The organism is Candidatus Competibacteraceae bacterium, from assembly GCA_016713505.1.
Classification (GTDB): domain Bacteria; phylum Pseudomonadota; class Gammaproteobacteria; order Competibacterales; family Competibacteraceae; genus Competibacter_A.
In genome coordinates, this window is record JADJPA010000001.1 from 642,821 (window position 1) to 665,151 (window position 22,331).

The 22,331-nt window shown below is 64.0% G+C and carries 17 protein-coding genes; 11 read left to right on the forward strand and 6 right to left on the reverse strand.

The features are described from left to right. The first annotated feature begins 13 nt into the window (after positions 1-13). A complete protein-coding gene (locus IPK09_03000) occupies positions 14-3,805 on the forward strand; it encodes a DNA topoisomerase 3 (GenBank protein ID MBK7982583.1) in 3,792 nt (1,263 codons plus the stop codon). Positions 3,806-4,033: 228 nt separating this feature from the next. Then, on the forward strand, positions 4,034-4,438 hold the full coding sequence (locus IPK09_03005; protein MBK7982584.1) for a DUF350 domain-containing protein: 405 nt from the start codon (positions 4,034-4,036) through the stop codon (positions 4,436-4,438). A gap of 43 nt (positions 4,439-4,481) precedes the next feature. On the opposite strand, the gene IPK09_03010 is transcribed toward IPK09_03005, so the two are convergent. Further along, positions 4,482-5,417: a serine/threonine protein kinase gene (locus IPK09_03010; protein MBK7982585.1), complete on the reverse strand. Its 936-nt coding sequence runs from the start codon at positions 5,415-5,417 to the stop codon at positions 4,482-4,484. Between the two features lie 163 nt (positions 5,418-5,580). On the opposite strand from IPK09_03010, the gene IPK09_03015 reads away from it, so the two are divergent. From IPK09_03015 to IPK09_03025, 3 genes are all read left to right on the forward strand, one after another. Further along, on the forward strand, positions 5,581-7,377 hold the full coding sequence (locus IPK09_03015; protein MBK7982586.1) for a VWA domain-containing protein: 1,797 nt from the start codon (positions 5,581-5,583) through the stop codon (positions 7,375-7,377). 111 nt (positions 7,378-7,488) lie between these two features. Continuing rightward, the gene (locus IPK09_03020) at positions 7,489-8,055 is read left to right on the forward strand and encodes an RNA polymerase sigma factor (protein ID MBK7982587.1); all 567 of its coding nucleotides are present in this window, start codon (positions 7,489-7,491) and stop codon (positions 8,053-8,055) included. Further along, entirely contained in the window at positions 8,052-8,837 is a 786-nt protein-coding gene (locus tag IPK09_03025) for a hypothetical protein (protein MBK7982588.1), read from the forward strand. The genes IPK09_03020 and IPK09_03025 overlap by 4 nt, the downstream gene beginning before the upstream one ends. A 127-nt stretch (positions 8,838-8,964) precedes the next feature. Here the strand turns inward: IPK09_03025 and IPK09_03030 are convergent, their stop codons facing one another. Beyond that, the gene (locus tag IPK09_03030; protein ID MBK7982589.1) at positions 8,965-9,333 is read right to left on the reverse strand and encodes a response regulator; all 369 of its coding nucleotides are present in this window, start codon (positions 9,331-9,333) and stop codon (positions 8,965-8,967) included. 233 nt (positions 9,334-9,566) lie between these two features. Here IPK09_03030 and IPK09_03035 point away from each other — a divergent pair, with 233 nt between their 5' ends. The 5 genes from IPK09_03035 to IPK09_03055 all read left to right on the forward strand — a co-directional run bounded on the left by IPK09_03035 (position 9,567) and on the right by IPK09_03055 (position 15,698). Next, a complete protein-coding gene (locus IPK09_03035; protein ID MBK7982590.1) occupies positions 9,567-10,118 on the forward strand; it encodes a DUF2760 domain-containing protein in 552 nt (183 codons plus the stop codon). After that, on the forward strand, positions 10,115-11,956 hold the full coding sequence (locus IPK09_03040; GenBank protein MBK7982591.1) for an Hsp70 family protein: 1,842 nt from the start codon (positions 10,115-10,117) through the stop codon (positions 11,954-11,956). Before IPK09_03035 ends, IPK09_03040 begins: the two co-directional genes overlap by 4 nt. A 77-nt stretch (positions 11,957-12,033) precedes the next feature. Next, complete coding sequence (locus tag IPK09_03045) at positions 12,034-12,420, forward strand: cupin domain-containing protein (protein ID MBK7982592.1); 387 nt, start codon at positions 12,034-12,036, stop codon at positions 12,418-12,420. A gap of 11 nt (positions 12,421-12,431) precedes the next feature. Next, the gene (gene aac(3)-I / locus IPK09_03050; GenBank protein ID MBK7982593.1) at positions 12,432-12,902 is read left to right on the forward strand and encodes an AAC(3)-I family aminoglycoside N-acetyltransferase; all 471 of its coding nucleotides are present in this window, start codon (positions 12,432-12,434) and stop codon (positions 12,900-12,902) included. A 48-nt stretch (positions 12,903-12,950) separates the two neighbouring features. Beyond that, positions 12,951-15,698, forward strand: a complete 2,748-nt coding sequence (locus IPK09_03055) for a hsp70 family protein (GenBank protein MBK7982594.1) — start codon at positions 12,951-12,953, stop codon at positions 15,696-15,698. Positions 15,699-15,703: 5 nt separating this feature from the next. Here the strand turns inward: IPK09_03055 and IPK09_03060 are convergent, their stop codons facing one another. Beyond that, positions 15,704-18,832, reverse strand: coding sequence for a multidrug efflux RND transporter permease subunit (locus IPK09_03060; protein MBK7982595.1), 3,129 nt, complete (start codon positions 18,830-18,832; stop codon positions 15,704-15,706). Between the two features lie 11 nt (positions 18,833-18,843). Next, positions 18,844-19,971 (reverse strand): efflux RND transporter periplasmic adaptor subunit, encoded by a 1,128-nt coding sequence (locus IPK09_03065; protein ID MBK7982596.1) that lies wholly within the window; start codon positions 19,969-19,971, stop codon positions 18,844-18,846. On the opposite strand from IPK09_03065, the gene IPK09_03070 reads away from it, so the two are divergent. Further along, entirely contained in the window at positions 19,906-20,049 is a 144-nt protein-coding gene (locus tag IPK09_03070) for a hypothetical protein (GenBank protein MBK7982597.1), read from the forward strand. The two genes, IPK09_03065 and IPK09_03070, sit on opposite strands and share 66 nt — an antisense overlap. A gap of 8 nt (positions 20,050-20,057) precedes the next feature. Here the strand turns inward: IPK09_03070 and IPK09_03075 are convergent, their stop codons facing one another. Then, the gene (locus IPK09_03075) at positions 20,058-21,218 is read right to left on the reverse strand and encodes an iron-containing alcohol dehydrogenase (GenBank protein MBK7982598.1); all 1,161 of its coding nucleotides are present in this window, start codon (positions 21,216-21,218) and stop codon (positions 20,058-20,060) included. A 22-nt stretch (positions 21,219-21,240) separates the two neighbouring features. Beyond that, positions 21,241-22,173 (reverse strand): NADP-dependent oxidoreductase, encoded by a 933-nt coding sequence (locus IPK09_03080; GenBank protein MBK7982599.1) that lies wholly within the window; start codon positions 22,171-22,173, stop codon positions 21,241-21,243. Positions 22,174-22,331 lie beyond the last annotated feature (158 nt).

A 22,331-nucleotide genomic window follows, 5' to 3' on the forward strand; every position in this document is an offset into this window, starting at 1 on the left:
TTTTTTCTCCCTCATGAGCGTCGCCGTCGTCGCCGAAAAGCCCGCTGTCGCCCGCGATATCGCCAAGGTGCTGGGCGCGGGTCAGGGCGGTAAAGGCTATCTTCATGGTAACGGCTATGTCGTGACTTGGGCGGTCGGCCATCTGGTGCGGCTGGCCGAACCCCATGAAATCAATCCCGACTGGAAACGCTGGCGGCGCGAGCTGTTGCCGATGCTGCCCGAACGCTGGCCGCTGGTGGTCAGCGACAGCACCCGCGACCAGTTTGACGCGGTTCGCCGTATTCTCAACGATGCCGCCATCGAGCGGGTGGTCTGCGCGACCGATGCCGGCCGCGAGGGCGAACTGATCTTCCGGTATCTGTATGAGGCGGCCGGTTGCCGCAAGCCGTTCAGCCGGTTATGGATTTCCTCGCTGACGCCGGACGCCATCCGGCAGGGTTTCCAGAGCTTGCGGGACGGGCGGGAATTTGATCCGTTGGCTGCCGCCGCCCGAGGGCGCAGCCAAGCTGATTGGTTGGTCGGGATGAATCTGTCGCGCGCCTATACCTTGGCCTGCAACGCCTTTGACGACGATGCCTGGTCAGTGGGTCGAGTGCAGACCCCGACGCTGGCGATGGTGGTGGAACGGGAACTGGCCATCCGCGCCTTCGTGCCGGAGGATTACCGGGAAGTGGTGGCGATCTTTGGCGCTTTTGCCGCGCCTCTTGCCGCGGTGGGAGAAGAAACCGGGTTGAAAAGCGAGCTGACAGCGCCGCCGGAAGAAGTCAGCGCCGGCGCGCGCTATCAGGGGGTCTGGTTTCGCGGCGAACGGCCCGATGCCAAAGCCAAACGCTTGCCCGCCGCCGGTGCAGAGGCCGAGCGCATCGTCGACCGCGCCCGGCGGGGCCAGGCGAACCTCGAATCCCGCACGGCTGAAACCCGTCGCGCGCCGCCGCCGCTGTTGTACGACTTGACCGAATTGCAGCGCCACGCCAACCGGTTGTACGGGTTCAGCGCCCAAACCACGCTCGATATCGCCCAGAAACTGTACGAACAACACAAACTGATCAGTTACCCCCGCACCGACAGCCGCCACTTGTCCGCCTCGGTGGCGGCGACGCTGGGGGCGGTGGTGGCGGCAATCGGGGAGCCGTATCGGGATCGTCTGGCGCCGGGCAGCGGGCAGCGAACGTTGGGGTTACGGTTCGTGGACGATACCAAGGTGACGGACCATCACGCCATCATTCCCACGCCGCTCCAGACGCGGACCGCTTTGAGCGCCGACGAGCGAAAGGTTTACGAGCTGATTTGTCGCCGCCTGTTGATGGCCTGGCACGACGAACACGTCTGGGCGGTCACCACCTTAATCACCGCCATCACCACGCTGCAAGCAGATGAAACTTTCATCGACCGCTATCACAGCAGCGGTACAGCGGTGGAGCAGCTCGGCTGGAAAATTCTGGAGCCAAGCGCCGATCCCGCCCGCAAAAAAGCTGGGGTAAAGCGAAAGACCGAAGCGGACGGCGACTCGCCAGCCGAAGAAGAGGCTAGCCAGAGCTTGCCGCCGGGGTTGACGGCAGGCCAACGCCAACGGGTGTGGGACGTGCGCGCTATCGCCAAACAAACCCGACCGCCGCCGCGCCTGACCGAAGCGGCGCTGCTGACCGCGATGGAAACCGCCGGCCGGCAGCTGGAAGATAAAGAGCTGTCGGCGGCGATGAAGGCCAGCGGCCTCGGCACGCCGGCCACTCGCGCCGATATCATCGAAACCCTGCTCAAGCGCCGGTATTTGAGCCGCGCTGGCAAGGCGCTGCATCCGACCGAACGCGGCATCCGCTTGATTCAAACGGTCCAGCCGCCGATCAAAAGCCCGCTCATGACCGGCGACTGGGAAACGCGCTTGAAGCGCATCCAGCGCGGTGAGGCGGAGCTGAGTGGGTTTATGGCCGCTATTGGCGAATACGTGCGCGAAGCCGTGACTCAAGCCTTTGCGGCGGCCCATCCGGCGGCGCCGGTGGCGCCGGTCGCACCGCCGGCGAGCGTCGCTCCAGCCCGCGTCCCGGTGTTGGGAAACAGCCTGGAGGACTGGCTGCGAACGGCATTTCGCTTGTCGTCTTTTCGGCCTTATCAGGAACAGGTGTGTCAGACGGTCATCGAAGGTCGTGATGTATTGCTGGTGATGCCGACCGGGGCTGGCAAGTCGCTGTGTTTTCAGTTGCCGGGCCTCGCGCGGGGCGGTACGACTCTGGTGGTGTCACCGCTGATCGCCTTGATGGAAGATCAAGTCGCCAAGCTGTGCGAGCTGGGGTTGCGCGCCGAGCGCATCCATTCTGGCCGCGACCGGGCGGTTTCGCGCCAAGTCTGCATTGAGTATCTGCGCGGCCGGTTGGATTATCTGTTCATCGCACCGGAGCGGCTGAGCGTTTTGGGTTTTCCCGAGATGTTGGCCAAGCGCAAGCCGGTGTTGATCGCGGTGGACGAGGCGCACTGCATTTCCCAATGGGGTCACGATTTCCGACCGGACTATCGGATGCTGGGCCGGCATCTGCCGCTGCTGCGGCCCGCGCCGGTGATCGCGTTGACCGCCACCGCCACCGTGCTGGTGCAGGATGACATCGTGCGCCAGCTCGGGATGAGTGATGCAATCCGCTATATCCACGGTTTTCGCCGGTCCAATCTGGCGGTCGAAACGGTGGAATTGAAAGTCACGGAGCGACACGCCGCCGTCCGGCGGCTGCTGGCTGACCCCGGTCGGCGACCGGCCATCGTCTACGCGCCGACCCGCAAGGCAACCGAATCGCTGGCGCTGGAATTGGCAGAGGAGTTCCCGACCGCCGCCTATCACGCCGGCATGGGCGCGCAGGAGCGCGACCGGGTGCAAGCCTTGTTCGGCGCGGGCCAGTTGCCGGTGATCGTCGCCACCATCGCCTTCGGCATGGGCATCGACAAGCCCGACATCCGCACCGTCATTCATACCGCGCTGCCGGGCAGCGTCGAGGGCTATTATCAGGAAATCGGCCGGGCCGGGCGGGACGGCCAACCCGCTCGGGCCGTGCTGTTCTACTCTTACGCCGATCTGCGCACCCACGAATGGTTTCACCGGCGCGATTATCCCGATCCGCTGCGGCTGGCGTCCATCTTCGAGGCGCTCGCCGCCGATCCGCTGCCGAAAATACGCTTGCGCGATGGTTTGGAGTGCGATCCAGACGAATTCGAGGTGGCGCTGGAAAAACTGTGGGTACACGGTGGCGTTCGCCGGGATGCGGAGGGCAACGTCAGCCGGGGTGACCCGAATTGGTTGCAGCCCTACCAACGGCAGCGCGCGCACAAGCTGGCGGAGTTGCGGCAGATGTTGGATTTCGCCGACCGGGCGAGCGGCTGTCGCATGGTGCGGCTGGTGCGGCATTTCGGCGATCGCGACGACGATCAACCGTGTGGGATTTGCGAGGTCTGCGCGCCGCGGACGACGGTGGCGCGACGCACCCGTCCGCTCAAAGCTTCTGAAACGCAACTGGTGTTGCAAGTGCTCGAAGCCTTGCGCGGGCGCGAGGGCCAAACCGTGCGGCAGTTGCACGAGAAGCTGACGGCTGGGGCGAGCGATCGCCGCGTTTTCGAGGAACTGCTAGAAGCCCTGGCCGGTATCGGTCTGGTCGATATCCGAGATGATTCGTTCAGCAAGGACGGGAAGCTGATCGCCTTTCGTCGGCTCGATTTGACCGACGCCGGGCGGAATGCGGGGATCGGCGAAGTGAGCGCGGCGCGGCTGCGCGAAGCGACGGCGGCAACAACGCCCCGGAAACGACGGACAGTGCGAAAAGCCTGTTGAGAGACTTCCATTCGCTCTCGGCGATTCTGGCTCGATGGGTCGATTTGAGACCAAAGCTCCGCATTTTTGAAAAACGGCCGTTACCGCCGGTTGGCGTTCCGTCGGATCATTCGCCTGAAATTCTTGCGTTACGACGGCTCCTGTGCGCTCGGATGGATTTGTGGCCGGCGAGAAAGCGCTTTGGGCTATGCTTCCTGAACGCCCGCTCAATCTGAAGGAAAGAGATTCATGCTGACCCAATCCTTGGCTGGTTTACCGGCGTTTCTGTCCTATTTTGCAACGGCCAGCGTGCTGTTCGCGTTATTTTTACTGTCCTATATCATCATCACGCCCTATCGAGAGATCGCCTTGATCCGCCAGGGCAATTCGGCGGCGGCGGCCAGCCTGAGCGGTGCGATGTTGGGTTTCGTATTGCCGCTGGCCAGCGCCATCGCCCATAGCGTCGGCCTGTTGGATATGGTGGTCTGGGGCGTGATCGCCCTGGTGGTGCAACTGCTGGTTTTTCTGGCGTCGCGGCTGCTGGTTCCCGAACTGGCGCGCGATATTCCCGCCGGCAAGGTTGCGGCGGGGGTGTTTCTCGGCGGGCTGTCGCTGGCGGCCGGCATCATCAACGCCGCTTGCATGACTTACTGAGCGATCGCGGCATTGAAGGCGAAGGCTAAAGCGCGCCCTGTTGTTAGTTCGACATCCGTTTTTTCAGGCTTGAGTACACCGTTTTCAAGCGGAAGTAGGCGGCTTTCAAGCGGGAGGATGCCAGACTGGCAAGCTGCGCAAGGAACGGTTGCGTTGGCGAAGGTTCCGGCTTGCCGGCCTCCGGCTGACGATCCAACTGCTCCAAGGCCCGTATCAGTTCCTCGCTGCTGGCAAAGCGGTTGGCGGGATCTTTGGCCAGTAACTGATTGATGATCGGCTGAAAACGGCTGAACGGCGCTTCCAGGATCGGCGTCGGACCCTTGATGTGCAGCATGGCGGTTTCGAAGGCGTCCGCGCCCTGATAGGGCCGGGTTCCGGTCAGCATTTCGTAGAACACTACCCCCAGGCTATACAAGTCGCTGCGCGCGTCCACCGGCTTGGCGAGCGCTTGTTCGGGGCTCATGTAATTAGGCGTTCCGATCCGCCAGCCGACGGCGGTCAACTGGGTTTTATCTTCCAGATTCTTGGCGATGCCGAAATCGGACAGCACCGCCGTTGCGGAGTTGCGGAACATGATGTTGGCGGGTTTGATATCGCGATGGATGCAGTTTTGCTGGTGCGCGCAGCCCAGCGCTTGCGCGATCTGCCGCAGGATATTCACAGCTTGCTCGGGGCTCAGGCCCGTCTTGATGCGCTCCTTTAAAGTAGCGCCTTCCAGGTATTCCATCGCGATGTAGAACAATTCTTCGTGGTTGCCCGCATCGAAGATGGTGACGACATTGGGATGGCCGAGCTTGCCGATGATCCGGGCTTCCTTGATGAAGCGCTGGGTGAAGGTGGCATCGTCGGACAGCCTGGGACTGAGAATCTTCAGCGCCACGGGCCGTTCGAGCGATTCCTGAACGCCCAGGTAGACGGTGGACATGGCGCCTTTGCCGACAATTTTTTCGATCCGGTAGCCGGGAATCTGGATTTCCATAAAATTGAGTATCTTGTACGGAGATTTGCGTCGTGCAATTTCATTAAATAATGGGCTAGGCCCGCGCAAACAGCAAGCCGGTTTCCGAGCGGGCGGTTAACCCCATTTTACCGACCGTGACGTTTGTAGCGATGAATTCCAAAATCGTTGCGGGGTCCAGCTTATGTCGAAGTCATTGTGGTATGCGCTCCTTATCGCCGGCCTGTTGGTGGGATGTTCGCCCAGCGAGAAGACGCAGTTTGGGGAAGTCGGTTCGGCCCAGCGTCCGGCGCAGCCGGCCAGCGGCGCTGTCCGACCGCGTGAGGATGCACGGGACTCCCCGCTGAAACTCCAGTCGCCGGCAGCCCCGTCAGCCACGGTCTCGCCCTCGACGGCCGGCCTGCCCGCCGCCAGATTGAAAGAGCGCCCAGATGTAGAGGCCAAGAGGGCTGCCGTGGTCAGCGCGCTGGCCGGAGCGGCCATTGCCGCTCCGGAATTGGATGCGCTGCGCGCGCCCAGCCAGCCGACCGACCGAGAGAACTATGCGGCCATTGAGGAAAATCCGGTCAAACGGGCCGCCGAGCAGCCGGTTTCGACCTTCAGCATCGATGTGGATACCGGTTCCTACGCCAACGTCCGGCGTTTCCTCAACAGCGGCCGGTTGCCGCCGCGCGATGCGGTGCGGGTCGAGGAATTGATCAATTATTTCGATTACGACTATCCGCTGCCCGACGGCCGCCAGCCGCCATTTCGCGTCAACACCGAGCTGGCGGCGACTCCGTGGAATCCGAAAACCCTGCTGCTGGCGGTCGGCATCAAAGGTTACGATCTGCCGAAAACCAAGCTACCGCCGGCCAATTTGGTGTTTCTGATCGATGTATCCGGTTCGATGAATGCACCCGACAAGCTGGAGCTGCTCAAGCCAGCGCTAAAGTTGCTGATCCGGCAGTTGCGGCCGGAGGATAAAGTCGCCATCGCGGTTTACGCCGGCGCGGCCGGGCTGGTGTTGGAGCCGACCTCCGGCGGCCAGAAAGCTAAAATTGAGGCGGCGCTGGATCGGTTGAGCGCCGGCGGTTCCACCAACGGCGGGGCCGGGATTCAACTGGCCTACAATCTGGCCCGCGACGGTTTCGTGCAAGGCGGTGTCAACCGGGTGATTCTGGCCACCGACGGCGATTTCAACGTCGGCACCGTCAACTTCGAGGCGTTGAAAAACCTGGTGGAAACCCAACGCAAGAGCGGCATCGCCCTGACCACGCTCGGTTTCGGCACCGGTAATTACAACGACCGCCTGATGGAGCGATTGGCCGACGCCGGCAACGGCAATTACGCTTACATCGATACCTTGCAAGAGGCCAACAAAGTGCTGGTGGAGCAGATGAGCGCCACGCTGTTGACCATCGCCAAGGACGTGAAAATCCAAATCGAGTTCAATCCGGGGCTGGTCGAGGAATACCGGCTGATCGGTTACGAAAACCGGGTCTTGCGGCGTGAGGATTTCAACAACGATGCGGTGGATGCGGGCGATATCGGCGCCGGCCATACCGTGACGGCCCTGTACGAGATCGCCCTGAAAGGCAGCGGCGGCGGTTTGACCGAGCCGCTGCGGTACGCGGAATCCGCCAAGCCGGACAGCGCGGCGCGCGGCGAGGAAATCGCCTTCCTGCGGCTGCGCTACAAGCAGCCCGACAGTGACGCCAGCCAGTTGCAGGAATGGCCGATCCGCCGCGATCAGGCGATCCAGGACGGAGCGCGGACCAGCGACCGGTTTCGCTTCGCGGCGGCGGTGGCGGGGTTCGGGCAACTCTTGCGCGGCGGCCGGCATACCTCCTCGTTCGGCTACGATGAGGTGTTGGCGCTGGCCAAAGACGCGCGCGGTGCTGATCCTTTCGGCTATCGAGGTGAGTTCCTGACCTTGATCGGTCTGGCGCGGTCGCTCGATCCCAGCAAAGCCGCCGAAACGGCGCAGGCGGTCCGCTGAACCGCGATTTCCATCGTGTGAACCGAAGGAAGTCGGCGGGTTAAAGTGGTCGGTGTGGGAAGGCTGCAAAACCTTCCCTACCGGCTTCACACCGGGTAAAGTGCCGGCCCCATGCGGACCGACGACGATGCCGATGAAACCCTGATGCTAGGATACCGGGATGGCGATGCCGGGGCCTTCACGCGGCTGTACGCCCGCCACAAGGGGCCGCTGTATCGCTACCTGCTGCGCCAGTGCGGCCAGCCAGCGGTGGCGGAAGAATTATTTCAAGACATCTGGCTCAAGCTGATCGCCGCCCGTGAAGGCTATACGGTGCAAGCCAAATTCAGCACCTGGCTTTACCGGATCGCCCATAACCGCTTGGTCGATCACTACCGCGCCAGCGCGCGAGGTCTGCCGCTGTCCTACGCCGATGACTGCCCGGAATGGGAGAACATCCCGGCCCCGGAAGGAGTCCAACCCGAGGTGTGGGACGACCGCCGCCGTCAGTCGGAACGCTTGTTGGCCTTATTGTCGGAATTACCGGAAGCCCAGCGTGAAGCGCTGTTGTTGAAGGAGGAAGCCGGGCTGTCGCTGGACGAAATCGCCCAAGCGACCGGAACCGGCCGGGAAACCGTCAAGAGCCGCCTGCGCTACGCGCTGGCCCGCCTACGACACAGTCTGGGAGGCCCGTCATGACCGACCGCGACGACGAACTCCACGATGGGACGATCGCTGCTCTGTACCGGCAAACACGCCAGGCCGAACCGCCGGAGTGGCTGGACCGACGCGTGCTGATGGCCGCCGAATCGGCGGTCGGATCGCGCCCTGCCAGACCCTCCAAGTTGCGAAGAAACCATTGGGTCGTGCCGCTGGCGCTGGCGGCGACCGTGGTTTTGACCACGGGCGTGGTGCGGATGGTCCGCGAATCCGGCGAGTTTGCGATGTCGGTGCGGTTGGAGCACGCGGAGCTGGCCGACAAGCCCCCCGCAGCGGCGGAAGAGAATAGCACCGCAGTCGGAAATGTCGCGTCGCCGGCGGCAAAATTCGCGCGCCCAGACGGTTTGGCTGTACCTGCAACGCCCGCGCGGCCCGTTGTGTCGGCCGAGGCTCCGCCGGCTCCGCCGGCCGCCACCTTACCAGAGGTGATCGGGGGCCGCGCTAAACTCTCTTCACCGCCCGCCGCCACGGCTTATCCGAGCTTGCAGGCGGTTCCCGCGAAGCCGGCCGAGAGGGAAGAGCGTGCGCCGGCGGTCGAGGAATTGAAAAAAGACGAGGAATCGCGCGCACGGAAGCCAGCCCCAGCGGTGGAACGGACGAACAGTCGGGATCAGTTATCCCATCGTCCGCCGGAGGAATGGCTGAAGGAGATCGCCGAGCTACGCCGCCAGGGTCGGACGGTGGAAGCCGAGGCGAAGTTGGCCGAATTTCGGCGGCGCTATCCCGATTACCCGCCGGATGCCGAGAGCGCACCGCGCTGAGCAAAAATTAAATCGTTCCCGACCTAAAAGAAATAGCGGAGGATGAAACCGGAAACTGATGACAAGGCGATAGCAGCACGACTGCTTGATGCAAGCGCGGCGGCGAATGGGCATCGCCGCCGTGGGATCATTTCTTGGGAAGAAACGGATTGATGGTATCCATCAGGGTGGCTTCCTCCACCGGTTTGATCACGTAACCTTTCGCACCCTGGCGTTCGCCCCAGATTTTGTCGGTTTCCTGATCTTTGGTCGTGACGATGATGACCGGAATATGGCTGGTGGAACCGTGTTTGGTGATTTGGCGGGTGGCTTGAAACCCGTTGACTCTGGGCATGACGACATCCATCAGCACGAGGTCCGGCAGTTCCGTTTTGGCGACTTGAACGCCCTCGGCGCCATCTTTGGCCGTTATCACCTCGTGGCCATTCTTTTTGAGGATCTTGGCGAGACTCAGCGTCTGCGTGGGCGAGTCATCGACAATCAGTATGCGGGCCATGCTGCCACTCCTGGAGGAATCTTGCGTATCTCATTCGTGCTTCCGTGTTCTCGGTGAAAAATCTTGGGACGTTTCGCGCCGCCATCAGAAACTGTAGCCAACCTGTTTGGAACCACCCATACAATCATAAGCCAATTTCGTCCATTTCGGGGATGGTTTTGTAGTGGTTGGTCGGTTAGCGACGCATGATAGGATACAGGATCAGTCAGCATGTTTTGCAGGAGTTTGCTGTTATGAGTGTTTCACAACCAGGTTTTGCAGCGCGGCTGAGCTTGGCGCTGCGCGCATTTTTGCGGATTTTGACCGACGGAGGCTTCGCCGGGGGCGTGCTGGGTTTAGAACAAGGCGTGCTAACGCCGCCCGTTCCGGCCAGCGAACCGCCCAAATCGGCCCCGCTGCGGGAAACTTTACCGGATTCCGCCTTGCAGCTGTTGGCCTTGTTACAACAGGAAGGCCGTTTCGTGGACTTTCTGGAGGAAAATGTGACCGCCTATTCCGACGCCGAAATCGGCGGAGCGGCCCGCGTGGTGCATGAAGGCTGCCGCAAGGTGGTGCGCGATTACCTTCAGATCGAGCCGGTGCGGACCGAGAACGAAGGCGCGCGGCTGACGCTGGCCGTCGGTTTCGATCCTTCGACGGTGCGCTTGACCGGCAACGTGGTCGGCCAGCCGCCATTTACCGGCACGCTGATGCACCGGGGCTGGCGCGTGAGTCAGATCACGCTGCCGAAGCTGGCCGAGGGCCACGATGTGCGGGTGCTGGCCCCGGCGGAGGTGGAGCTATGAGCGAGGTCCGCTACGCGGTCGGCATCGATCTGGGGACGACCCATTGCGTGATGGCGGCGGTGGATCTGACCGCCGAGGAACAGGATGGAGCGGTACAGTGGACCGTGCCGGTGCCGCAGCTCACCGCGCCCGGCGCGGTGGAGGAGCGACCGATGCTGCCCTCCTTTCTCTACTTGCCGCATCCCGATGAATTGAAACCGGACGACCGCATCTTGCCGTGGGGCGAACCGCAGCCGTTCGTGGTCGGCGAACTGGCCCGTACCATGGGCAGCCGTACCCCGATCCGCTTGGTGGCGAGCGCCAAGAGCTGGCTGTGCCACCCCGGCGTGGACCGGCGCGCGGCGATTCTGCCGGTGGAAGCGCCGGAGGAAGTGCGGCGGGTCTCGCCGCTGCAAGCCTCGATCCGCTATCTGGAGCACCTGCGGGCGGCCTGGGATCAGCAGTACCCCGATACCCCACTGGCCGGCCAAGAGGTGATTTTGACGGTGCCGGCCTCCTTCGATCCGGCGGCGCGCGAACTGACCGCCGAAGCGGCGGCGGCGGTCGGGCTGTCGCATCTGGTGTTGCTGGAGGAGCCGCAGGCGGCGCTGTATCACTGGATTCTGGCGGCCCAAGGCGAGTGGCGCAAACAGGTGCAAGTGGGTGACATCATTCTGGTGATCGACCTGGGCGGCGGCACCGCCGACTTTTCGCTGATCGCCGTGACCGAGCGCGATGGCTCGCTGGAGCTGGAACGGGTGGCGGTCGGCGATCACATTTTATTGGGCGGCGACAACATGGATCTGGCGCTGGCCCACGCGGTGCGCGCCAAACTGGCCGCTCAAGGCACCCAGCTCGATCCCTGGCAGTTGCAGGGCATCACCCACGGTTGTCGGAGCGCCAAGGAGACCTTGCTCAACGACGCGGCGGTCGAGGCCGTGCCGGTGGTGGTGCCGAGCCGGGGTTCCAAGCTGATCGGCGGCACGCTGCGCACCGAGCTGACCCGCGCGGAAGTGACCCAAAATCTGGTGGATGGCTTTTTCCCGGCGGTGGAGGCGGCGGCCCGACCGGCCGTCCGGGCGCGGGCGGCCTTGACCAAATTGGGGTTGCCCTACGCGCAAGACCCGGCGATGACCCGCCATCTGGCCGCGTTCCTCGCCCGTCAAGTCGGCGCGACCCGCGATCTGGCCGGTTTCGAGGCTCGGCTGCCGGCCGACGCCAGCTTCCTGCATCCGACCGCCGTGCTGTTCAACGGCGGCGTGTTCAAGGCCCAACCGCTGCTGGAGCGGACCTTGAAGGTGTTGAACGATTGGCTGGCCGCCGAGGATGCACCGCCGGTGCGCCTGCTGGAAGGGGCCGATCTCGATCTAGCGGTGGCGCGCGGCGCGGCCTACTACGGTTTCGTGCGGCGCGGGCGCGGGGTGCGGATTCGCGGCGGTACCGCCAAATCCTATTACGTCGGCGTCGAGAGCGCCATGCCGGCGGTGCCGGGGATGGAGCCGCCCATCGAAGCGCTGTGCATCGCGCCGTTCGGGATGGAGGAAGGCACTCACGCCGAATTGCCGCCGCAGGAAGTCGGGCTGGTGATCGGCGAGCCGGTGCGGTTTCGCTTTTTCGGTTCGTCGGTGCGGCGGACCGATCAAGTCGGCGCGGTGTTGGAACAGTGGGCGCCGGAGGAAATCGAGGAATTGGAGGAAATCGAGGTGACCCTGCCCACCGAAGGCCGGCAGCCGGGTGAGGTCGTGCCGGTGCGGCTGCGGGCGGCGGTCACCGAGGTCGGCACGCTGCGGCTGGAAGCGGTGCCGCGCACGGGGGAGGAAGGCTGGAAGGTCGAGTTCGATGTGCGGGGGGAGAGTTGAAGTCGGCCCAATCACTTGTTAGCTATCCTGCGAACCTTTTCATCGGGCGTCGATAAACTGTTTTTCGCCGCCGTTCGATGGCACTTTGGAGCGCGCAAATGCAGTATCAAGCCATCAGCCTTCAGGAAAAATTTGGTCTGTTCAGCGAGCAGTGGCAACCGAAGGTCATTGCCGAAATGAATGACTACCAGTTCAAGATCGTCCGTCTGGAAGGCGATTTTGTGTGGCATAGCCACGAAGATACCGACGAGACCTTCCTCGTGATTGAGGGCGCCCTCCGCATCGATTTTCGTGACGCGGCCGTCAACGTCGGTGCGGGCGAACTTTACGTGGTACCCAGGGGTGTCGAGCACAAACCCTACGCGGAACGAGAGGTGAAGCTCATGCTGATCGAGCCGCGTGGTGTCCTCAATACAGGGGCTCAAGGCGGGGAGAGAACGGCGCGCAATGACGTTTGGATTTGAAGGCTGACGCCATGTCTTTGAATATTCGCCAACTTACCGCTAGCGATGTCGATTTGATGCGAGCTTTGCTACAGACTTTCGGTGAAGCCTTCGATGCGATAGAGACCTATGGCGGCAACCCGCCTGATGCGCCCTATCTCCAGCGCTTGCTCGGCGGTGACGCCTTCATTGCCATCGTGGCGCTTGAAAGCGAAGCGGTTGTCGGGGGTATCGCCGCCTATGAACTGATGAAGTTCGAGCAACAGCGCAGCGAGATTTATATTTACGATTTGGCGGTCGCCGCAGCGCATAGACGACAAGGTATCGCAACCGCCTTGATCGCGGAACTGAGGAAGATCGCCACGGCCCGAGGCGCCTATGTCATTTATGTCCAGGCGGATATCGACGATGATCCGGCCATCGCGTTGTACACCAAGCTGGGAGTCCGCGAAGACGTGTTGCACTTTGACATAGCCGTTGCAGGAGACGATGGTGCTGCGTGACAAGCAAGCGACGTGATGCTCGTCACAAGACGCATTGAGGATTAGCCCATCGCCCGCCAAAGTACCTCTCGTTATCTGGTCGGCATCGATCTCGGCACCACCCACACGGTGGTGGCTTACGCCGATCTGAAAGCCGTCGGCGCAGCGACTATCCAACTGTTCTCTGTCGAGCAACTGATCGCTCCCGGCGCGGTGGCGGCCCGGCCGTTGTTGCCGTCGGTGCGCTATCACCCGACGGCCGGCGAACTGGCGGCGGCGGATGTGCGGCTGCCGTGGGATTTCATCGACCCTGGCGCGGTCTCGGACTCGGTGTTGGGGGAGCTGGCCAGAGAGCGCGGTTCGCGCGCGCCGGGACGGCTGGTGGCCAGCGCCAAGAGCTGGATGTCCCATGCCGGCGTGGACCGCATGGCGCCGATCTTGCCTTGGGGCGCGGCGGAGGGCGTGGCGAGAGTGTCGCCGGTGATGGCGACCGCCAGTTATCTGGCCCACCTCGTCGCCGCCTGGAATCACCGCTTTCCCCACTACCCGCTGGAACGGCAGGACGTGGTGTTGACCGTGCCGGCTTCCTTCGATGAGGGCGCGCGGGTGCTGACGGTAGGCGCGGCGCGGCTGGCCGGGTTGTCCGAAATGCGCTTGTTGGAGGAGCCGCAGGCGGCGTGCTACGACTGGCTGCACCGGCATCGCGCCGACGTGGCGACCGGCCTGGGCGACGCGCGGCTCTTGCTGGTCTGCGACGTGGGCGGCGGCACCACCGACCTGACGCTGATCCAAATCGAGCCAGGCGAGATCGAGCCGCGCCTGACCCGGATCGGCGTGGGCGAGCATTTGATGCTGGGCGGCGACAACATGGATTTGACGCTGGCGCGGACGGTCGAGGCACGGCTGGGCGGCGCGCGGTTGAACGCTGGGGAACTGTCGCAACTGTTGCAGCAATGCCGGAACGCCAAGGAGCGACTGCTGGCGACGGACGCGCCGGAACGAGTGACGGTGACGGTGCTGGGCGGCGGGACGAAGTTGATCGGCGGCGCGCGGTCGGCGGAGTTGAGCCGCGATGAAGTGCGCGGCTTGCTGGTGGATGGGTTTTTGCCGGTGGTCGATCCGGCGGATCGGCCGCGGGGACGGCGCGCGGCGGTGGTCGAATTCGGGTTGCCCTATGCGGCCGATCCAGCCATCACCCGCCATCTGGCGGCGTTTCTCAGCCAGCACGCCGAAGTCGCCCGATGCGCGTTGGGCGACAAGGGATCCGACCGCCCGGCGATCCCGGATGCGGTGTTGCTCAACGGCGGCGTCTTTCACGGCGCGGCGCTGGTCGACCGGCTGCTGGAGTGGCTGGCGGATTGGCGCGGCGCGCCCTTGCGGCGTTTGGATAATCCCGAACCCGATCTGGCGGTGGCGCGCGGCGCGGTCGCCTACGGGCTGGCGCGGCGGGGTCAGGGGGTGCGGATCGGCGGCGGATCGGCGCGCGGTTATTTTTTGTTGGTCGATGGCGGGCGCGACCGCAAGCAAGGCGTCTGTCTGCTGCCGCGCGGCGCGGAGGAGGGCCGGCCGCTCCGGTTGGAACGCACTTTTTCGCTGCGGCTCGGCGCCCCGGTGCAATTTCATCTGCTGTCCTCGACCGGCGATACGGTCTATCGGCCGGGCGAAGTGGTGGCGCTGGAGACGGCGGACTTTACGCCATTGCCGCCCATCGCCACGGTCATCGACAGCGAAGCGACCGGCGAAGTCCCAGTGCAACTGCTCGCGCAACTGACCGAAGTCGGCACCCTGGACGTGGAATGCGTGGCGGTGGACGACGCCGCGCGGCGCTGGCAACTCGCGTTCCAGTTGCGCGGCGGCGATGCGGCCGCCTTGGCCCGCCTGCATCCGCGTTTCTCGGAGGCGGCGGCGCGGTTGGAACGCTTCTACGGCTCCCGCGCGGCCGGTGTCGAACAGAAGGAAATCAAGGGTTTGCGCACCGATCTGGAGCGTCTGCTCGGCAAGCGCGAGAGCTGGGATACGCCGCTGTTGCGCGAGCTGTTCGGCGTGCTGTGGGCGGGCGCGCGGCGGCGGCGGCGCTCGGCGGAACACGAGCGGCTGTGGTTCAGTCTGGCCGGTTATTGCCTGCGGCCGGGGTTCGGCTATCCGCTGGACGACTGGCGGGTGCGGCAATTGTGGGCGCTCTACGAACAGGGAGTGCAATACGGCCAAGACGCCCAGACCCGCTCGGAATGGTGGACGCTGTGGCGGCGGGTGGCGGGCGGTTTGGATGCGGCGGCCCAGTGGCGGTTGAGCGATGGGCTGCTGGCGGATTTGCGGCCTTTAACCGGCAAGGCGGCGAAGGACAAGACGCCGGGCGTCGAGGATATGGCGCGGCTGGCCGGCGTGTTGGAGCGGTTGCCGGCAGGGCGCAAGGTCGAACTCGGTCAGTTATTGTTGGCGCGGCTGGCGCGCAAAGGCGAATCGCCGCAGCTTTGGTGGGCGGTCGGTCGGCTAGGGACGCGGGTTCCCGCCTACGGCAGCGCGCACGATGTGGTGCCGGCGGCGACGGCGGCGGTTTGGGTGGAACAGGTGCTGGCGCTGGACTGGCGCGCGGTAACGCCCGCTCCGTTCGCGGCCGCCTTGCTGGCGCGGCTCAGCGGCGACCGCGAACGCGATTTGGATGACGCATTGCGGGCGCAGGTCAGCCAACGGCTGCGCGCGGCCAAGTCGCCAGCTTCCTGGTTGCGCATGGTTGAGGAAGTGGTGGAACTGAATGAGGCCGACGCGGGTCGGGTGTTTGGTGAAACCCTGCCGCCGGGCTTGCGGCTGGTGGGTTAAACGGCCTATTTCCCCGCACTGTATTTCAGCGGCGGCGTTGCAATTTCCCGTCGGGATTGTTCATCGGCTGTCATTGGGCGGCCCGCCAACCGATCCATATACAGATAAATCACCGGCGTCAGATACAGCGTCAGCAACTGCGACACCACCAGGCCGCCGACCACCGCCAGCCCCAGCGGCTGCCGCACTTCCGCGCCCGCGCCCCAGCCCAGGGCGATGGGCAGAGTGCCGACCAGCGCCGCCATCGTCGTCATCATGATCGGACGGAAACGGATCAGACACGCTTGAAAAATGGCCTGCTCGGGGGCCATGGCTTCGTTGCGTTGTCGGTCGAGCGCGAAGTCGATCATCATGATGGCGTTTTTCTTGACGATGCCCACCAGCATGATGACGCCGACGAAGGCATACAAGCTGAGATCGACCTTGAACAGCAACAAGGTCAGCAATGCGCCCAACCCCGCCGAGGGCAGGCCCGACAGGATGGTGAGCGGATGGATGAAGCTCTCGTACAGAATCCCCAGCACGATGTACACCACCAGCACCGCGACCAACAGCAGAACGCCCAGGCCCTGCAAGGAATCCTGAAACGCCTGGGCGGTGCCTTGCAAGCTGGTGTTCAGCGACACCGGCAGGTTCAGCTCGGCTTCGAGCGCCTTGATCCGATCCACCGCCGCGCCGAGCGAAACGCCGGGCAGCAGGTTGAAGGAAATCGTCACCGACGGCAGTTGGCCTTGATGGTTCACGGTCAGCGCCTGGGTCTTGCGCGCCACCGAGACCACGGTATCCAGCGCCACCAGCGCGCCAGCGGCGGAACGCACGTAAATCCGCGCCAGCGCCGCCGGATCGGCCTGAAATTCGGGAGCCAGTTCCAAAATCACCTTGTACTGGTTGGTCGCGCCGTAAATGGTGGACACCTGACGGGCGCTGAAGGCATTTTGCAAAGCATCCTCCACTTGGCCGAAATTCAAACCGAGCGCGGCCAGTTTGTCCCGATCCACTTCCACCGCCACCGCCGGACTCTGGTTGTTGAGGTTGCTGGTCACGTCCACGAAGCCCGGCAATTGCCGAAAGCGGGCGACCAGCGTTGCCGTCCACGCATAAAGCTGTTCCAGGTCGGTGTCTTGCAGGGTGTATTGATATTGGGAGGCGGTGCTTTGACCGCCGATGCGGATCGGCGGCGGATTGCGCAGATAGACGTTGATCCCTGGGATGACCGCCAATTTCGGCCGCAACGACTGAATGACCTGTTCGGCGGATCGCGTGCGTTCCTGGCGGGGTTTCAGGCGGATGAACATGCTGCCGGTGTTGGCGGTGGGACGAGGGCCGCCCGCGCCGACCGAGGACATGAACGCCTCGACGTTCGGGTCTTGGGCCAGAATCGCCGCGACAGCCCGCTGGCGCTCCACCATGGCTGCGAAGGAGGCATCCTGCGCGCCTTCGGTGGAGGCGCTGAGCTGGCCGGTGTCGCCGCTGGGCAGAAAATCCTTGGGCACCAGGCCATACAACCACACCGTCGCCGCGATGGTCAGCACGAAAACCATCAGCACCGCGCGCGGCCAGGCCAGCGCGCCGCGCAGCGTGCGTTCGTAACTCGCCAGCAGGCCGGCGAAAAAACGCTCGAAGGCTTGATAGATGGCGTTATGTTGGCGCGGGTCGCCGCGTTTGAGATAGCGGCTGCACAGCATCGGCGTCAGGGTCAGCGAGACGAAGCCGGACACCAGAATCGCGGCGCAAATGGTGACCGCGAATTCGTGCAGCAGCCGCCCCACGATCCCGCCCATGAACATCACCGGGATAAAGACGGCAATCAGCGATAAGGTCATGGAAATGATGGTGAAGCCGATCTCCTTCGCCCCGATGATCGCCGCCTGGAACGGCGGTTCGCCGCGCTCGATATGGCGGACGATGTTTTCCAGCATCACGATGGCGTCGTCCACCACGAAGCCCACCGCCAGGGTCAGCGCCAGCAGCGACAGATTGTCGAGGCTGTAACCGAGGACGTGCATGGCGGCGAAGGTGCCGATCACCGAGATCGGCAGGGCCAGACTGGGAATCAGCGTCGCCGACAGATTGCGCAGGAACAGCAGGATCACCAGAATCACCAGCACGCCCGCCAAGACCAAGGTGAACTGCACGTCGTGAATCGACTCGCGGATCGATTCGCTGCGGTCGTAGAGCACCTTGAGTTCGATAGAGGCCGGCAGCGTCGCCTGAAAAGCCGGCAGCACCGCCTTGATGGCGTCCACGGTGGCGACGGTGTTGGCTCCCGGCTGGCGCTGGATCGCCAGCACGATGGCCCGCCGGTCCACGTACCAACTGGCCACCTTGTCGTTTTCCACCCCGTCCAGCACGGTGGCGACCTCGTTCAGCCGCACCGGCGCGCCGTTGCGATAGGCGACGATCAGCGGGCCATAGACGGCGGCGGTTTCCAATTGGCCGTTGGTCTGGATGGCGAGGCTCTGGCGGGGGCCGTCGAAGGTTCCGACCGGCTGGTTGACGTTGCTTTCCCGAATGGCTTGGCGCAGTTCGTCCAGACCGATGCCGCGCGCCGCCAGCCGATCCGGGTCCGCCTGCACCCGCACCGCGAATTTCTGGGAGCCGAAAATCCGCACCTGCGCCACCCCAGTGATGGTGGACAGCCGCTGGGCCAGCATGGTTTCGGCATATTCGTTGACCACCGACAACGGCAGGGTCGGCGAGGACATCGCAATAAAAAAAATCGGCGAGTCCGCCGGGTTGGACTTGCGGAACGAAGGCGGAGACGGCATGTCGGCCGGCAACTGGCGCAGCGCGGTGGCGATGGCGGTCTGCACGTCCTGCGCGGCGGCGTCGATGTCGCGGTCGAGCGTGAATTGCAGGGTGATCGAGGTGGAGCCCTGAGCGCTGGTCGAACTCATCGAATCCAGCCCGGCGATAGTCGAAAACTGGCCTTCCAGCGGGGTCGCCACCGCCGCCGCCATGGTTTCGGGCGACGCGCCGGGCAAGGAAGCGGAGACCGAGATGGTGGGAAAATCGACGCTCGGCAATTCGCTGACCGGCAAGGCGCGGTAGGCGATCACCCCGAAGATCAAAAACGCCGCCATCAGCAGGGTGGTCATCACCGGGCGATGGATGCACAACTCAGGCAGTTGCATCGCGCCTTCCCTCAACCACCGCCGGGTTTGATTTGCACTTTCGCGCCCGGCGACAGCCGCAATTGACCGTCGGTGACCACGGTTTCACCGGCTTGCAGACCTTGCCCGATCACCGCCGTTTCGGCTTGGCGCAGGGTGACGGCGACGGGGCGGGTTTCGACCGTCTCATCCGCTTTGACCACGAACACGAAAGCGCCTTGCGGTCCTTGTTGGATGGCGATGGCCGGTACGGTCACGGCGGCGGCGAAAGTCTCAAGGGTCAAGCTGACGTTCAGAAATTGGCCGGGCGTCAACGCGTGGGCGTCGTTCGTCACCGTGGCTTTCATCTGAATCGCTCCGGTGGTCGGGTCGACCGCATTGTCGAGAAAGCGCGCTTCGCCCGCGAAACGCCGTTCGCCGTGGCCGGGAATCGCGACGGTCACCGGCATCGCGCCCGCCCGCAGCGCCGCGCGCAGCCGGGGTAGATGGCGTTCGGGCACGTTGAAGCTGACATAAATCGGTCGGATCTGATTCAAGATCGCCAGCGCGGTATCGTTGGCTTTGACGGTCGCCCCAGGCGAAACCAGCTTGGCGCCGATCACGCCGGCGAACGGGGCCTTGATCGTGGCATAGCCGCGTTGCAGGCGCACCGATTCGACCGCCGCCTGCTCGGCCCGCACCGTGGCCGCCAAGGCATCGGCGGTGATGCGGGCGTCCGCCAGTTGCTGGTCGGAGACGAAGCCGCGCCCCTTGAGGGATTGCAGGCGATCCACATCGTGTTGCGCCTTGGTCAGTTGCGCCCGGTCACGCGCCAGATTCGCCTCGGCCTGTTGCAGGCGGGCGTCGAAATCGGCGGGGTCGAGCCGCGCCAGCACCTCGCCCGCCGCCACGGTCTGTCCTTCGGTGAAGGGCAGCGCCGCGATCTGACCGTCCACCCGCGCCTTGAGCGTGACGCTCTCGTAAGCTTCCGCCCGCCCGACCAACTCCAGCACCAACGGCACATCCCGGATCGTCGTCGGCGCGACCGTGACCGGCGCGGGGACGGCGCCGCGCGCCGGTTTTTTTGCTTCGGTGGCCGTTCCAGGATAAACGTAATGAAACGCCCCGCCGCCGACGGCGGCCAGAACCGCGAGGAGAACGAGCGCGCTGGATTTTTTCAGGGGCTGGCCTGCATCGGTTGGCGGTGGTCGGACAGGTGGATTGGCGCCGCAACCTTCCCGTCCGGTTTATGGTCCTGAAGAGCGGCTCAGGCCGCCACGCTCAATTCCAGCACCTTGCGGCTAGCGGCCAAATCGACATCCCCGTGTTCGCCGAGCTGGGTCAGTTGGTGCCGCTCCAGTTGGCCCACCAGCGCCGGCACCGCGTCGGCCTTGATGCCATAGTCGCCCAGATAGGTATGCACGCCCACCCGCTCGAAAAACGCGCGGGTCTTGGCGATGGCCGCGTCGATCCGCGCGTCCTCGTCGCCGTCGGTGAGATTCCAGACGCGAGCGGCGTACTGCAACAGCTTCGCCCGCTTCGTCTCTCGCTTCACCGCCATCATGCTGGGCAGCACGATCGCCAGGGTTTGGGCGTGGTCAAGACCGTGCAGGGCGGTGATTTCGTGGCCGATCATGTGGGTCGCCCAATCGCCCGGCACGCCCGCGCCGATCAGCCCGTTCAAAGCCAGGGTGGTGCACCACATGATGTTGGCGCGCACGTCGTAATCCTGCGGCGTCGCCAGCGCCTTGGGGCCTTCCTCGATCAAGGTCAGCAGCAAACCCTCGGCGAAACGGTCCTGGATCGGCGCGTTGACCGGATAGGTCAGGTACTGCTCCATGATGTGCGTGTAGGCGTCCACCACGCCGTTGCCGATCTGGCGGGGCGGCAGGGTGAAGGTGGTGGTGGGATCGAGCACCGAAAAGCGCGGATAGACCAGCGGGTGCATGAACGCCAGCTTGTCGTCGGTCGCGCGGCGGGTGACCACCGCGCCGCTGTTCATCTCCGAACCGGTCGCGGGCAGGGTCAGCACCGAACCCAGTGGCAAGGCGCGTTCGATGCGGCCGCGCTTGGCCAGAATGTCCCACGGCTCGCCGGCGAAGGGGATGGCGGCGGCGATGAATTTGGTGCCGTCCACCACCGAGCCGCCGCCGACCGCCAGCAGGAAATCGACCTTCTCCCTCCGGGCCAGCTCGACCGCCTGCATCAGTGTTTCATAGGTCGGATTGGGTTCGATGCCGGCGAACTCGTGGATGGTCCGGCCCGCCAGCGCCTGCATGACCTGTTCGTAAACGCCATTTTGCTTGATGCTGCCCCCACCGTAGGTCAGCAGGATGTGCTGGTCCTTGGGAATCTCCTTGGCTATGGTGGCGATCTGGCCCTTGCCGAACAGGATTTTGGTCGGATTGTAAAAGCTGAAGTTGAGCATGGCGCATCTCCTTGAAGGGGGATCAATCGGCGACGTGAAGGACGATCTTGCCGCGCGCGTGGCCGCCCTGGCTGATGGCGTGCCCCTGGCGGGCCTCGGCCAGCGGCAAGACGGTATGGATGATCGGTTTCATTTTACCTTCGTCGATCAATTGGGCGATGGCGCTCAACTGCTCGCCATCGGCGTGGATGAACACGAAGGCCCGACGCACGCCACGTTCGGCGGCGGTTTCCTTCGACGGCGGGCTGACCACCGACACCAAGATTCCACCGGGTTTCAACACTTGCCAAGACCGCTCCTGAGTGTCACCGCCGATGGTGTCGAACACCACATCCACTGCCTTGACCGCATCCTCGAAGCGGGTTTTGGTATAGTCGATGAATTCATCAGCGCCGAGTTCGGTCACCAACCCGCGGTTGACCGCCGAGGCGGTGGCGATCACCCGCGCGCCGCGCGCCTTGGCCAGTTGCACCGCCAGACTGCCGACCCCACCGGCGGCGGCGTGAATCAACACGGTTTGGCCGGTTTGCAGATCGGCGGCGTCCACCAGCGCTTGCCAGGCGGTCAGCGCGGCGAGCGGCACGGCGGCGGCGTGGAGGTGATCGAGCGAGGAGGGTTTGCGGGTGGCTTCGCTGGCCTTGACCGCGATATATTCGGCATAACCGCCGTCGCGCTCGATATTGGGCCTGACATAAATCTCGTCGCCCACTCGAAAACCGGCGGCTTCGGGGCCGACCTCGACCACCTCGCCGGAAACGTCCCAACCGAGCACCAGCGGCAGCTTGTGTTGCAACGCGCTCTGTAAATAGCCTTCGCGGATTTTCCAATCCACCGGGTTGATCGCCGCCGCCCGTACCCGAATCAGAATGTCGTCGGGGTTGAGCTTCGGCATCGCGACGTCTTCGTAATGCAACACCTCAAGGCCGCCATAAGCGTGAATGCGCACAGCTTTCATGGTCAACGTCATGCAAATTCTCCAGAAGCGATCATCAGAGGCAGCTTCTACCATGACCGATTAAACAATTGCCTGACTGAAAACATTCGGCAACCATTAGCCCCTGTCATTCTGCTAGGGTCTTGCGATGTTTTCCACCCCGCCGCGTTTTGCCGAAA

What these genes read in the sequence shown, in the direction of transcription:
- IPK09_03000 (MBK7982583.1), top strand. Translation starts at nt 14, where the DNA reads ATGAGCGTCGCCGTCGTCGCCGAAAAGCCCGCTGTCGCCCGCGATATC.
- IPK09_03005 (MBK7982584.1), top strand. Translation starts at nt 4,034, where the DNA reads ATGCTGACCCAATCCTTGGCTGGTTTACCGGCGTTTCTGTCCTATTTT.
- IPK09_03010 (MBK7982585.1), bottom strand. Translation starts at nt 5,417, where the DNA reads ATGGAAATCCAGATTCCCGGCTACCGGATCGAAAAAATTGTCGGCAAA.
- IPK09_03015 (MBK7982586.1), top strand. Translation starts at nt 5,581, where the DNA reads ATGTCGAAGTCATTGTGGTATGCGCTCCTTATCGCCGGCCTGTTGGTG.
- IPK09_03020 (MBK7982587.1), top strand. Translation starts at nt 7,489, where the DNA reads ATGCGGACCGACGACGATGCCGATGAAACCCTGATGCTAGGATACCGG.
- IPK09_03025 (MBK7982588.1), top strand. Translation starts at nt 8,052, where the DNA reads ATGACCGACCGCGACGACGAACTCCACGATGGGACGATCGCTGCTCTG.
- IPK09_03030 (MBK7982589.1), bottom strand. Translation starts at nt 9,333, where the DNA reads ATGGCCCGCATACTGATTGTCGATGACTCGCCCACGCAGACGCTGAGT.
- IPK09_03035 (MBK7982590.1), top strand. Translation starts at nt 9,567, where the DNA reads ATGAGTGTTTCACAACCAGGTTTTGCAGCGCGGCTGAGCTTGGCGCTG.
- IPK09_03040 (MBK7982591.1), top strand. Translation starts at nt 10,115, where the DNA reads ATGAGCGAGGTCCGCTACGCGGTCGGCATCGATCTGGGGACGACCCAT.
- IPK09_03045 (MBK7982592.1), top strand. Translation starts at nt 12,034, where the DNA reads ATGGCACTTTGGAGCGCGCAAATGCAGTATCAAGCCATCAGCCTTCAG.
- IPK09_03060 (MBK7982595.1), bottom strand. Translation starts at nt 18,832, where the DNA reads ATGCAACTGCCTGAGTTGTGCATCCATCGCCCGGTGATGACCACCCTG.
- IPK09_03070 (MBK7982597.1), top strand. Translation starts at nt 19,906, where the DNA reads ATGAAACGCCCCGCCGCCGACGGCGGCCAGAACCGCGAGGAGAACGAG.
- IPK09_03075 (MBK7982598.1), bottom strand. Translation starts at nt 21,218, where the DNA reads ATGCTCAACTTCAGCTTTTACAATCCGACCAAAATCCTGTTCGGCAAG.
- IPK09_03080 (MBK7982599.1), bottom strand. Translation starts at nt 22,173, where the DNA reads ATGAAAGCTGTGCGCATTCACGCTTATGGCGGCCTTGAGGTGTTGCAT.